The 12,796-nt window shown below is 34.2% G+C and carries 12 protein-coding genes; 4 read left to right on the plus strand and 8 right to left on the minus strand.

Translation table 11 applies throughout. The features are described from left to right. The 3 genes from BX659_RS19650 to BX659_RS05635 all read right to left on the minus strand — a co-directional run. The coding region (locus BX659_RS19650) for a helix-turn-helix domain-containing protein (RefSeq protein WP_143786673.1) at positions 1 to 110 on the minus strand (110 nt) is incomplete at its 3' end. 430 nt (positions 111 to 540) lie between these two features. Next, the gene (gene pgeF, locus BX659_RS05630) at positions 541 to 1,428 is read right to left on the minus strand and encodes a peptidoglycan editing factor PgeF (RefSeq protein WP_097018860.1); all 888 of its coding nucleotides are present in this window, start codon (positions 1,426 to 1,428) and stop codon (positions 541 to 543) included. Positions 1,429 to 1,430: 2 nt separating this feature from the next. Next, on the minus strand, positions 1,431 to 1,742 hold the full coding sequence (locus BX659_RS05635) for a spore germination protein GerW family protein (protein WP_172431954.1): 312 nt from the start codon (positions 1,740 to 1,742) through the stop codon (positions 1,431 to 1,433). 565 nt (positions 1,743 to 2,307) lie between these two features. Between BX659_RS05635 and BX659_RS18955 the strand changes: the two genes are divergently transcribed. Then, the gene (locus tag BX659_RS18955) at positions 2,308 to 2,484 is read left to right on the plus strand and encodes a hypothetical protein (RefSeq protein WP_172431955.1); all 177 of its coding nucleotides are present in this window, start codon (positions 2,308 to 2,310) and stop codon (positions 2,482 to 2,484) included. Between the two features lie 107 nt (positions 2,485 to 2,591). Here the strand turns inward: BX659_RS18955 and BX659_RS05640 are convergent, their stop codons facing one another. Then, positions 2,592 to 4,397 carry a HAMP domain-containing sensor histidine kinase gene (locus BX659_RS05640; RefSeq protein WP_097018862.1) on the minus strand — a complete coding sequence of 602 codons (1,806 nt, stop codon included), beginning with the start codon at positions 4,395 to 4,397 and terminating at the stop codon, positions 2,592 to 2,594. Beyond that, positions 4,390 to 5,079, minus strand: a complete 690-nt coding sequence (locus BX659_RS05645; protein ID WP_097018863.1) for a response regulator transcription factor — start codon at positions 5,077 to 5,079, stop codon at positions 4,390 to 4,392. The genes BX659_RS05640 and BX659_RS05645 overlap by 8 nt, the downstream gene beginning before the upstream one ends. Positions 5,080 to 5,276: 197 nt before the next feature. Between BX659_RS05645 and BX659_RS05650 the strand changes: the two genes are divergently transcribed. Further along, positions 5,277 to 5,798 (plus strand): D-glycero-alpha-D-manno-heptose-1,7-bisphosphate 7-phosphatase, encoded by a 522-nt coding sequence (locus tag BX659_RS05650; protein ID WP_097018864.1) that lies wholly within the window; start codon positions 5,277 to 5,279, stop codon positions 5,796 to 5,798. A gap of 66 nt (positions 5,799 to 5,864) precedes the next feature. Here the strand turns inward: BX659_RS05650 and pdxR are convergent, their stop codons facing one another. Then, positions 5,865 to 7,352: a MocR-like pyridoxine biosynthesis transcription factor PdxR gene (gene pdxR / locus BX659_RS05655; protein WP_097018865.1), complete on the minus strand. Its 1,488-nt coding sequence runs from the start codon at positions 7,350 to 7,352 to the stop codon at positions 5,865 to 5,867. Between the two features lie 427 nt (positions 7,353 to 7,779). On the opposite strand from pdxR, the gene pdxS reads away from it, so the two are divergent. Both pdxS and pdxT read left to right on the plus strand, forming a co-directional pair. Beyond that, a complete protein-coding gene (gene pdxS, locus BX659_RS05660) occupies positions 7,780 to 8,658 on the plus strand; it encodes a pyridoxal 5'-phosphate synthase lyase subunit PdxS (RefSeq protein ID WP_097018866.1) in 879 nt (292 codons plus the stop codon). A gap of 243 nt (positions 8,659 to 8,901) precedes the next feature. After that, positions 8,902 to 9,504, plus strand: a complete 603-nt coding sequence (pdxT, locus tag BX659_RS05665; protein WP_097018867.1) for a pyridoxal 5'-phosphate synthase glutaminase subunit PdxT — start codon at positions 8,902 to 8,904, stop codon at positions 9,502 to 9,504. 157 nt (positions 9,505 to 9,661) lie between these two features. Here the strand turns inward: pdxT and BX659_RS05670 are convergent, their stop codons facing one another. After that, complete coding sequence (locus BX659_RS05670) at positions 9,662 to 11,233, minus strand: M16 family metallopeptidase (RefSeq protein ID WP_097018868.1); 1,572 nt, start codon at positions 11,231 to 11,233, stop codon at positions 9,662 to 9,664. Between the two features lie 32 nt (positions 11,234 to 11,265). After that, complete coding sequence (locus BX659_RS05675; RefSeq protein ID WP_097018869.1) at positions 11,266 to 12,612, minus strand: M16 family metallopeptidase; 1,347 nt, start codon at positions 12,610 to 12,612, stop codon at positions 11,266 to 11,268. Positions 12,613 to 12,796: the final 184 nt, after the last annotated feature.

Genomic DNA, 12,796 nt, shown 5'->3' on the forward strand with positions numbered 1-12,796 from the left:
TTTATAGAAGTTCTAGAAACACCATATTCGCGAGCAAGCTCTGATTTAGATTTATTACCTGATTGATAAAGTTCAACTATCGTTTGTTTAAAATCTTCTGTATAACTCATATGGACACACCCTTTCTTAGTTATATTGTAATATGTTCACTAAAGTGTGTCCATGATTTTATACTAGCATCAAATTTACAATTAACAATCGACAATTAGAAGAACTTAAAGATTTTTAAGACGAAGAAAATTAGTGTTTGAACGAGGCAAATATTCTAAAAGAATAATAGGTTCAAGATAATCTTTGAATTAGAAGTACCATATATCTTAATCCCAATATATCTGGATTGCTGAGTGAGTTTAATTTTCTTCTAGACTTTTTGGTTACTTTTGCGGCAATGGCAAAAGTAACACGGGAAAAAGCTGATAAGCATTCCCGTAACTTCTTTAATTAATAAAAACTTTGCTTATTTTTAAAAAGTAAAAGTGTCGCAATATACCCATTAAGTTTCACTTGAAAATTGGATACCTATAAAATAGGATAAAGACCCTATAATAACTTGATCATACTGGCCATCCTTCCAGTCTTACCTTGGTCTCGACGGTAAGAGAAGAATAACTCTGAATTACAACAAGTACATAACCCACTCTGAATAATATTTTCAGATCTTACCCCTATCTCTTCTAACTGGAGTTGATTGGCTAAAGCCATGTTCAATCTCCACTGACCTTCTCCATCCTCTTTAATAAGCCTTCCCCAATTCTCAAAGTTATCTTTCAATGGTTTAATAACTCTAGAATCTACTTGATAACAGCATTGACCAATAGCAGGACCAATCCCAACTAAGATATCCGCTGGATTACTTTGATATACATCTCTCATCTTTAAAACCGTCTTCTGTGCTATCTTTGATACGGTCCCTTTCCAGCCAGCATGGGCTAAACCTATAGCTTTCTTCACTGGATCTAAGATTAAAATCGGAGTACAATCTGCATAATAAGAGGTCAATAATATCCCAGATTTATCAGTAATTAATGCATCAGTATCTTCAATAGCAGTCTCATAATCTAAAGCTCCCTTTCCTTTATCATCAACACTAACGACCTTAATCTGATCACTATGTATCTGCTTGCCTGCTACTAATTCTCTAGAATCACAGCCTAATATTTCAGAGATCAGCCGCCTATTTTCCAATATATTATCTACTCTATCAGAAACATGAAGCCCCAAATTCAGTTCAGCATAGTCACCTTGGCTAACTCCACCTACTTTAGTAGTAAATGCATGTTCCACTAAGGCCGTCTTTTCAAACTCTTCAATAATATAATATTTAACTTTAGAACCCTCTCTTAACTTGAAAATTTTAATCTCCTCCTTTTTGAAATCCAGTGGCGAGTGACAAGTAACGAGTAACAAGTAAAAACTAATAAGAGTCATTATCAAACTTCTTTACTCTTCTTTAATTCATCTAAACTCCCCAATATTTCAGGAAGCTTCTCTTTAATTTGATCAGAAGAATTATCTATAAGGGGTAACAAAGAGACCTCTTTTTCTTGATTAATTATAATCAATGCCTTAGGACTTAGATACCCTCCACCTCCACCATTTTTACTACTTCCTATTCCAAGACCTATTATAGTATCAATTATTGGAATGAAGGTCATCCCTTCTATCTGATAAGGGGCACCAATTATCTCATGGCTCTTTATCATATTCTCTAGTTTATCTAAAGTTTCTCTCTGCTTTGACAACATCTTTTCCTCCTTAATCTATTTATAAATATTTAACCTCCAATAGAGTTTAAACAACTAATACAATATAGAGATATTACAACAGTAACGAGTGGATAGGAAAAATCCAATTTGTGATTTTTCCATTACGAAGGGTTCAAAGAACCCGAAGGATGAGTAACAAGTGACAAGAAGAGATTTTTACTCGTTACCCGTCACTTGTCACTAATTACTAAAGTGTCGCAATATCCCCATTAAATCTTACTATCTATTTAATTTATAATTAAGGATACTTAAAACTATTTTACTCTATTTTAGTTAATTTATGAGAAGTAGATATAAAAAAAGGGCAACACTTGTCGCCCTTTTTTATTCTAATGAGTTAACTTGATCCTTCCACCTATTAAATAACTCTTCTTTTTGATAATTGATCAATTAACATTATTACACAAAAAAACAAAAATCCCTTTTTTATTTGACTAATCTCACCATAATTTTAACTAATCATAACTAATAAATAAAAAGATATTCAGATAGAATAAACTATTTTAAAATTGGATAAATTACATTATTAGGAGGGGATTTAATGCCTAAAAAGCTAGACTTTAAGAAGAATAAGATGGAAGTTGCTAAAGAGATGGCAGAAATCCAATCAAAAAGAGTTCTAGAAAAGGTAGATGCCTTTGCGATGAATGAGCATCGTAAAGACCCTAAAGGTGTTCCTCCTGTTCAAAGAAATGATTTAGGAATTGGTACTAAATAAAGAAAGTCAGGCTCTAAAAAGAGCCTGACTTTCTTTGTTGCTATATGAATTTAAAATGATTGCTATTTAAATTTTATCAAAAAGCAGTCATCTTAATTAAGAGCTCATCATAAAGTTATAATAAACTCACTTCCAATTCCCTCTCTACTATTGATAGCAACCTCTCCTCCTAAAGCCTCAATAATCTCTTTGACTATTGCCAATCCTAAACCTGTACCTTCTTGATCAGGTGTTCTAGCTCTATCAACTTGATGGAATCTCTCCCAGATATAAGATAATTCGGCTTTAGGAATACCAATACCATTATCTCTGACCTTTATCTTGACTCTATCTTTATCTTCTTCAACTTTAATTCTAATCTCTCCATTACTTGCTGTAAACTTAATTGCATTACTCAATAAGTTGACCAGCACCTCTTCTAACTTATCCTGATCACTCTTGATTATTAGCTCTTGCTTACCCTCAACACTGACAGTTCTATCCTCTAGCTTACTCTCTAAATTTCTCACTACTTTATTGACTAAAACTAACAGTTCAAACTCTCTTAAATCAAATTCAATCTGACCTGACTGTAAACGGGCTAAATTTAGAATTTCTTGAACGAGTCTTGTCATCCGCTTAGTCTCTGTTAATACCCTTGTTAAATATTCACCTTGTAGTTTAGCATCATCAACAACGCCGTCCAAAATAGCCTCTAAATAACCCCGAATTGCCGTTAATGGTGTCTTTAATTCATGGGATACATTAGCAACAAATAACCTTCTCATCTCATCTAACTTTCTAATTTCTGTAACATCCCTGACTAAGATTATAATTCCCCACAGCTTAGCATCTTTCTCTCTAACAGGAGCTGCATGGGCCACAATAATCTTTTCCTCCCAAGTAAACTCCTCTTTTAGCTCCTCTTCTTCTACCAAGACCTTATCTATTAATTCCATTAAATTCTCATTAACTAATTCAATAGAACTCTTGCCAATAATCTCTTCCTTAACTTCAAAGATTTCTTTAAATCTAGGGTTTGCCAATAAAATCTTTTTATCACTACCAACACCTAAAACCCCTTCTGCCATACTTGTCAACATCTCATGCATTCTCTGCTTTTCCCTACTTAGCTCTTCTATATTCTCTTCTAATTTATTTGATAGATAATTAAAGCTCTCTCCTAGCTCGCCAATCTCATCTTTAGGTAAATTAGCTATCTGAACCTGATAATCCCCTCTAGCCATCTTCTGTGCTTGCTTCTTCATCTCTAACACAGGGCGAGTAATCCCTTTTGAGATAAAATAACCCAAAATTAATGCCAATAAGACAGCTATCAGAGTTACTCGTAAGGTTAAATTTCTGACCTTAATTACTGTCTCTTGTAAGCCACTTAATGGAGAGATTAGAAATAAGGCCATCTTCTTAGAAGTATACAAAGGAATTCCAACCCCAATAATCGGCTGTTTTAACATCTCTATCTCTCCACGAAAGCTTGTCCTCTCTCCAGCTAGGACCTTATCGAGCTCTTCTTGGAAGTTCATAATCCTGCTAGGAATAGCATCATTTAAAGCTCGGTGCATCCTATTATGCATCATCGCTCCATGCATTCTATTCATACTAGGTCTTCTCATCAACTCTCGCATCCGCATCCCTTTATTGATTATCTCACCCTCTTGATCAATTACTATCAAGCTAGTATCCAATAGTCTCTCTAAACTCCCTAAGAAATTATCAATTTCATTATAATGATTATAATCTCCTTGTCTGATTAACCTAACAGCCATCTCCCCTTTTCTCAAAAGCTCTAACTCTTTTGCTTTGAAGAAATAGTCTTCTAAATAATTTGGTAGAATAGTAAGCAGAGCTAATAAAATCAACAGTGGAATTAACAAATAACTTCCCATGATCTTACTAAAGAGATTATTAAACATCTGCTTGCACCTCAAATTTATAACCAACTCCCCAAACAGTCTTGATATAATCTAAATCTAATTTATCTCTTAACCAATTAATATGGACATCTACAGTTCTCATATCCCCATAATAGTCTATCCCCCATATCCTGTCACATAACTGCTCCCGTTTAAAGACCTGCTTAGGATGCCTAGCTAAGAGCAGTAATAGCTGGTACTCCTTTGGTGATAAATCTACCACACCTCCATCTACCTCTACCCTTCTCTCCTGTGGATCGATAGTCAAATGGGGATAAGAAATCAGATCACTTCTTTCCTTTATAGCTCTAGCCTTTGTTACCCTCTTTAAGATAACCTTGACCCTAGCCAATACTTCCCGTGGACTAAAAGGCTTGGTTACATAATCATCTGCTCCAATCTCTAAGCCTAAAATCCGATCAAACTCCTCCCCTTTAGCCGATAAGAGGATAACAGGAATCTCATTATCCTTTCTTAAAATCTTCAATACTTCAAGACCATCTATCTTAGGCATCATAATATCTAAAATAATTAAGTCTGGATTAACTTCTCCTACTTTAGATATTGCCTCTTTACCATCTTTAGCAGTTAATACCCTAAAATTTTCTTTATTGAGATATAGGCTTAAAATCTCAAGCACATTCTTATCATCATCAACAATTAAAATCTTCTTATCCTCCATCTATCTTCACCTCACATTGAGTTTTACTTTAAAATTATACTTAAACTTATTACCAGTATATCATATAGATATTAAGAAAATATTAAGGATAAAGCTAAGTATAAGTTTTATTTTTAGCTTAATTAAAATATTTACTACTCATATTAAAAGATAAGGAGAAGTAAACTATTATATAAAGAAAAAAAGGAGTGATAATATTGAATAAAGCTGTATTTTTAGACCGTGATGGTGTGATTAATCGTTATGATTCCCCTGTCAATAAACCAGAAGACTTAGAGCTATATCCTTGGACTGCTAAGGCAATTAAAAGTTTAAATGAGAAAGAATATAAGGTCTTTATCGTTACTAATCAAGGTGGTATCGAGTGTGGGTATTTCACTGAAACTGATTTAAATGAGATTCATCAGCATTTATTAGCTACTTTAAAGAAGGAAGCTGCCCATATCGATGATATAGAATACTGTCCCCACTTCAACTCAGATTGTAAATGCCGCAAACCTGAGGCAGGGATGATACTCAAATTAGCTAAAAAATATGATATCAATTTAGAAAATTCCTTTATGGTAGGTGACCGCAACTCCGACATAGAAGCAGGTAATAAAGCAGGTTGTAGAACTATCAAATTAGGTAGTAAATATCCTGCTGCTGATTATTCTGTAGAGAACCTTGAAGATGCAGTAGAAATTATAGTTAATGCTCAAGAACTAATTTATATTTAAACCTAAGTATGAGTTTAAGGCTGAGTAGATAACTTACTCCACTTAAGCTCATACTCACACTTAGACTCAAACCAAGGGCATTATACTATTATCCCAGTGATAACTCTCTTCATCCAACTCATCCTCTATCAATTTGGCTAAGCTCTTTACTCCTCGTTCTATCTGCTCACCAGTAACTGCTGCAATACTCAGTCTAACTCTATTCTCCTTCTTCTGACTGTAGTAAAAGACCTCTCCTGGAGCAATATTAATCCCTAGCTTCAAAGCTTTTTGATGTAACTTTTTACCTGAAATATTCTCAGGTAACTCTAACCAAAGATTAAGTCCACCTGCTGGAGTAGTGAATTTGACTCTTTGAGGTAGATATTTATGCAAAGCATTTATCATAGCCTTATACCTCTTTTGATAAGTTTGCCTTAGTTTACTAATCTGATCCTCCCAGATCTCTTCTCTAAAATACAAATCAAGTACCCTTTGTACCAGTCCATCAGTAAAGATATCTGACATATACTTTGATAAGAGGATATCATTAAAATAGCGTTCTGGAATAATTAAAAAAGCCAATCTCAATCCTGGCATGAAAATTTTAGAAAAACTCTTAATATAGATTACCCTGCCATTATCAGATAATGATTTCAAAGACAGATTATTACTATTCCCATAATTTAAATCACTCAAACAATCATCTTCAATAATTAAGAGATCATGCTCTTTAGCCAACTCCAATATCCGCTCTTTCTTCTCTTGAGAGTAACTATACCCTGTTGGATTCTGATAATTTGGCATCAAATAAAGAAATTTGGGCTTCTCTTTAGACAATTCAGCCTCTAAAACTTCAATATCTATCCCATCTCTTTTCATAGGAATATCTATTATATTAGCACGTCTAGACTTGAAGACAGAGATTGCCCCAGGATAAGTCGGTCTCTCTACAAAGACGGTATCACCATAATCTAAAAAGGTCTTTGCTAAAATATCAATCCCCTGCTGAGCCCCAGAGACGATTTGAATCTCATCAATATTACTCTCTATATTGTACCTTTTAATATACTCACTGATTGATTGGCGCAAAGGTAGATAACCTTGGCTCTTCTGATAACCAAAGGCATAACCTCTATCCCTATCTAAAACCTTATTTAAAAGCCTCTTAAAGGGAGTAATAGGAAATAAATCAGGAGTAGGTGCAGCTGTTGCAAAATTAATTAGCTTCTCTACATCTTCTATCTCTTCTCGCTCTTCAATAAACTTAGTATCCTCATCGATATATACCTCTTCATCAAGATAAATATCCTCTCTATCCTCAACAAGGTTCTGAGCTGCAACAAAAGTTCCACTACCCACCTTCTTATAGACTAGGTTCTCTTCTTCTAATAGATTATAGGCATTGACAATAGTTACATTATTGACTCCTAAACTCTTTGATAACTTCCTAATAGGTGGTAATTTAGTATGCTCCTTTAATTTGCTAGCTTCAATCAAGTCTCTTAACTGAAGATATAATTGGATATAAAGATGCTTGGAAGAAGATTTATCTAATTGTATCGATTCAATCATAACAATCCTCCTTACTTAATTAACAATTAACAATGTACAATGAAGAATTTATCACCTAACAAAACCTTATAGTAATAGTAATTCTAGCTTTATAATTGTACATTAGCAATTATAAATTGTAAATTTTATTTGTACCCTACTTGACAATACAATTTAATTAGTTATATAATAATTCGTGGGTACAATCCCAAGTTTTATGGAATTGAACCCATACAATCATTATATATTAAATCAAAAGAAGAGTAAAGAGTTAAAAATCAGTGAGTAGTGAAGAAAGAATAGTACGCAGTAAAATAATTAGTCTCTTAGCCCCCCTTGGGTCCTGCCGACTATTTCTAGGAAAGAAATTTCTCTATCTAAATCTTCTCCACTTCTCACTATTTACTCTTTCTAAACAACTGTTGAATTTAAAAAGGAGATGATAAATATGAATGAAAGATATGGATTAAACAAGAACTTAGCACAGATGCTAAAGGGTGGAGTAATTATGGATGTAACCACTCCAGAGGAAGCAAAGATTGCTGAAGAGGCTGGAGCAGTAGCAGTTATGGCTTTAGAGAGAGTCCCTGCTGATATTCGTAAGGAAGGTGGGGTATCAAGAGCATCTGACCCTGCAATGATTAAGGGGATCCTTGAAGCAGTTTCTATCCCTGTTATGGCTAAAGCAAGAATTGGACATTTTGTAGAAGCACAGGTTTTAGAGGCTTTGGGTGTAGATTACATAGATGAAAGTGAAGTATTGACTCCAGCTGATGAGGATAACCATATAGATAAGAGTTTATTTGAAGTACCTTTTGTTTGTGGTGCCACTAACTTAGGTGAGGCATTACGTCGGATTGGTGAAGGTGCTAGTATGATCAGAACTAAAGGTGAGGCTGGTACAGGTAATGTTGTAGAAGCTGTGAGACATATGAGAACAATGAACTCTCAAATGAGAAGATTGACCACTATGGATAGCCACGAATTGATGGCTGCTGCTAAAGAATTACGAGCACCTTTTGATCTAGTTAAGTATGTAGCTGAGCATGGCAAACTTCCTGTAGTTAACTTTGCTGCTGGTGGAGTAGCTACCCCTGCTGATGCGGCATTAATGATGCAATTAGGTTGTGATGGAGTATTTGTAGGTTCAGGAATCTTTAAATCAGGCGACCCTGCCAAAAGAGCTAGAGCAATCGTTAAGGCTACTGCTCACTATGATGATCCTAAAATCATTGCTGAAGTATCAGAAAACATCGGCGAAGCAATGGTGGGAATTAATATCAGTACAATCCCTGATAATGAAAAATTAGCTCATCGAGGTTGGTAGGGATTATAAGTGCATTAAGCACTTATAGACCACGAAAAGTCCAGAGGACTTAGAGGGACTCAGTTTACAGTTAAAATCTCAAAAACATTAATAGACTAAAAATACTTAAATTTAATTCTATTTTAATCATAAAATTAATTATCAGACTATTACTTAACTGTCCTTACGAGTCGGAAAAGATGACTCTTCATGTAACCACTGTCAACTCTACACTGTAAACTAATGAAAAGGTGGTATAGAACTATGCTTAAAATTGGTGTCTTATCTTTACAAGGGGGAGTAGCTGAACACCTAAAGATGTTAGACCAAATTACTGGTGTCTCCCCTTTAAGTGTCAAAAAGAAGGAAGATTTTGCAGATTTAGATGGGCTAATCTTACCTGGCGGTGAAAGCACTACCTTAGGAAAGCTACTTAATATCTTTGATTTAAAGGATACAATTATAGATTTAGCCCAAAGAGGGCTGCCAATCTGGGGGACCTGTGCTGGCATGATTTTATTAGCTAAAGAAGTTGATGGTGAAGATAGCCATCTCAATCTGATGGATATCAGTGTTAAAAGAAATGGCTATGGAAATCAATTAGCTAGCTTTAAGACTATGGAGGTAATTCCTAAAATAGCTGAGCAAGAGATTCCACTAGTATTTATCAGAGCACCTTATATCAATCAAGTCTCTAATAATGTTCAAGTATTACTAGAGTTGGATAGTAAGATTGTAGCTGCAGAGCAGAACAATCTACTAGCTACGTCTTTCCATCCAGAGTTGGCTGAAAATCTAAGTGTACATCAGTATTTTGTAAATAAGGTTAAAGCATCTATGACAGATGCTTTAAAGATAGCTAAATAATTTAATTAATCAGCGCAGTAATTCAAAAAATTTTTTACCACGAATCTACACAAATATACGTGAATCAAAAGAAATATGATTCATGTGTTATTTGTGCCAATTCGTGGTTAATTATTTATTACTACTATTTTTTATCTCAATAATTTCTATGACTATTTTAATTAATCTCTACAACCTCTATATCAACCTCCTGCTCTTCAAATTGAGGTAAAATCTCTTCTTTTCTTCCTACAATCACCGTTAAAAACCTTTGAGGATAACTATACTCAGCAAAGACCTCCTGAGCCTTACTAGCACTTAACTGATTATACTCCTCTATCACCTTATTGATATAATCGATATCTCTACCCTGTAGTTCAACATCACGGATAACTCTATTGATTACACTTAACTTAGATTTATATGATTTAGGGAAGAAAGCATTATAAAGGTTGATAATTTTAAATAACTCATCTTCCTTTATCTTCTTCTCACCATTTTTTATAAGAGACATCTCTTCTTTAATCCCTTCTATTGCTTGATAGGTATTCTCAGGCTTTACTTCGGTACTAATGTAATAGGCTCCTCCTAATTCATTATATTGGTCATTGGCAGCAATTCCATAAACAAAGCCTTTTTCAGTACGGAGCTTATTCATTAGCCTACTCTCAAAATCTCCTCCACCATAGACGATATTAGCCATTGTAAAATCAATTCTATCCTTAAAACTATTATCAAAGAAATTATATCCCATCTTAATCTTAGCTTGAGTAGCATCAGGCTTATTGACTAGGATTATTTTACCATAGTTCTCTCTATCAATCTCAACTATCGGTTTTTTAATCTCAACCTCAATGTCTTGATACTTACTCTTCTCTTTAGCTTCCTCTTGACTCTTAACTTCAGACTCTTTATCTTTAAGCTGTTTATTTTCAGTAGACTCTTGCTCTTTATCCTCCTCTATCATTCCCCACTGATTAAAGTAATTATAAAGCATCTGCTCCATCTGCTTAGTATCTAAATCACCTACAATAGCAAAGATAGTATTAGCAGGGGAGATATTCTTATCATAAAAGCTCTCTAACCTCTCAGGAGTGATATTAGAGAGAGCAGCTATATTTAAATCAATATCATCATCAAAAGAATAGGGATGATTTTTATAAATATTCTTATAAAAATACATATCTAACAATGAACTCTCCTGGGTTTTAGCTTGAACCAAACCTCTATACAACTCCTGCTTTACTCTAGTAAAATGATTGGCATTAAACTTTGGCTCCTCTAACATCTCTGCCATTAAGGAAATTAGCTCATCTGTATCTGTACTTAAAGCACTACCGGCAAAACTGAGATAATCATTCGATACTCCAAAAGCAAAATCGATTCCATTAATATCTTTATAATTTGCCATCTCCTTTTCATTAAAGTGCTTAGTTCCAGTATTCATCATCTCGACCATAAAGGAGCTAATTCCTGCCAATTCTTTAGTCTCTTGTCTCCTTCCCCCATTGATATAACCCTTAATCTCAATGATAGGAAGCTGATGATCTTCTACTAAATATACAATCAGACCATTTTCAAGCTCTATCCGTTTATAATCGGGAATCTCTATATGAGGAACCTTATTCTTATTAACTGCTAAGCTCTCAAATAACTCTTGGCTATACTCTACCTCTGCAAAAGCAGCTTCACTATAAACTACTTGAAAGAGAACTACTAGCAGCATTATACCTATAATCAACTTTTTCACTTAATTTACCTCCTTCTAATTAACTCTATCCCTTAATTCTTAGGTAAGATATATCCAATAGTCCTATTATCCCTTACAAAGTATTTTTGGGCTACCCTGATAATATCTTTAGTAGTTAAGTTCTTTAACCTCTGGATATTCTTCTGGTATAAAGTTGGATCATTATAACGAACAACACTTGTTGCCACTGTATCAGCTGCAGAAGAGATATCCTTTTGACTAAAGATTAAATCCTTTAACACCCTCTTTTTAACTATCTTTAGCTCATTCTCTTTAATACCCTGCTCTATTAACTTCTCTAACTCTTGATCAAAGTCATAGCGTACATCATAGACTATTCCTTCTGACATTGGTACAGTATATAACAAAGCATAGCCTGGCTTACGTAATCCCACTGTAAATCCTCCAGCTTCTAAGATCATCCGCTTCTTCTGCTGTAGTTCTGTCTTCACTCTAGAAGTGGAATTATTGACTAAGATATCAAGTAAAGCATTGATTGCTACCATATCAGGATGGTCACCTTTAGGTATCTTATATAACATAGCTATAATCGGCACTTGAGTCATCTTCTTTAATTTAATAATCCTTTCTGATTTCTGTTCAGGCTCAATAGCCTCTAGCCTCTTAATCTCTTGGGGTTGATAGCTACCATAATATTTTTGAGCTAAAGTATGTACCTCTTGAGGATCAACATCACCTGAGACTACCATTACTCCATTATTGGGAGCATAATATCTAGTATAATAGTCTCGTATATCCTCTACTGTGATATTATTAATATCTTCCATCCACCCAATGACTTGATGATGTAAAGGAGACTCCTTAAAGGCTTCAGCCTGGATCTCTTCTAAGGAGGAGCTGAAGATATTATTCTCTACTCTCATTCTTCGCTCTTGTTTAACAACTTCTCTCTCTCGATAAAACTCTTCAGGATTTACCTTCAAATTTCTCATTCTGTCGGCTTCAATTGCCATTGCTAGTTCCAATTTTGCCGATGGAATCTCTTCATAATAGGTTGTGTAATCATAATAGGTTCCAGCATTATTACTTCCCCCTACAGATTTAATCAATTGATGCACCTGATCTTTAGCAAGACTCTCTGTTCCTAAGAACATAGTATGTTCTAATAAGTGCGAAATCCCTGATATCCCTTCTGGCTCATCGATTGAACCAACCTTATACCAGATAGAGAATTTGGCTAAGGGAATCTTATGGTCTTCAAATACATAAATCTCTAACCCATTATCCAATTTAAAATGGGAATAGTCTAACTTTGGAATAAATAGCTCTTTTTGATTTAGCTGCTGAGCATATATCGAACTTACTCCAAAGAGAATTAATAGTAATGATAATAATAAAATCTTAAAAAACTTTCTCATCTAAAACTTCCTCCTTTGTATTTATAATTAATTAATCTTTTAATATTATTGCTATTATAACAAGATTCAACTTAAGATACAATAAAAGTAAGTATCCCCAAATTTATTTTTTAGTCCTAATAAAGACTAAACAAGAATGGATATTAAAAATAATCGACTTAATCTACCTTAAATAAATAAGTTC

It is taken from the genome of Orenia metallireducens, assembly GCF_003001995.1.
Lineage (GTDB): Bacteria > Bacillota > Halanaerobiia > Halobacteroidales > Halobacteroidaceae > Orenia > Orenia metallireducens_B.

Coding starts and splice junctions, on each gene's coding strand:
- pdxR (WP_097018865.1), bottom strand. CDS start 7,352: ATGATTGAATCGATACAATTAGATAAATCTTCTTCCAAGCATCTTTAT.
- BX659_RS18955 (WP_172431955.1), top strand. CDS start 2,308: ATGCCTAAAAAGCTAGACTTTAAGAAGAATAAGATGGAAGTTGCTAAA.
- pdxT (WP_097018867.1), top strand. CDS start 8,902: ATGCTTAAAATTGGTGTCTTATCTTTACAAGGGGGAGTAGCTGAACAC.
- pdxS (WP_097018866.1), top strand. CDS start 7,780: ATGAATGAAAGATATGGATTAAACAAGAACTTAGCACAGATGCTAAAG.
- pgeF (WP_097018860.1), bottom strand. CDS start 1,428: ATGACTCTTATTAGTTTTTACTTGTTACTCGTTACTTGTCACTCGCCA.
- BX659_RS05640 (WP_097018862.1), bottom strand. CDS start 4,397: ATGTTTAATAATCTCTTTAGTAAGATCATGGGAAGTTATTTGTTAATT.
- BX659_RS05645 (WP_097018863.1), bottom strand. CDS start 5,079: ATGGAGGATAAGAAGATTTTAATTGTTGATGATGATAAGAATGTGCTT.
- BX659_RS05675 (WP_097018869.1), bottom strand. CDS start 12,612: ATGAGAAAGTTTTTTAAGATTTTATTATTATCATTACTATTAATTCTC.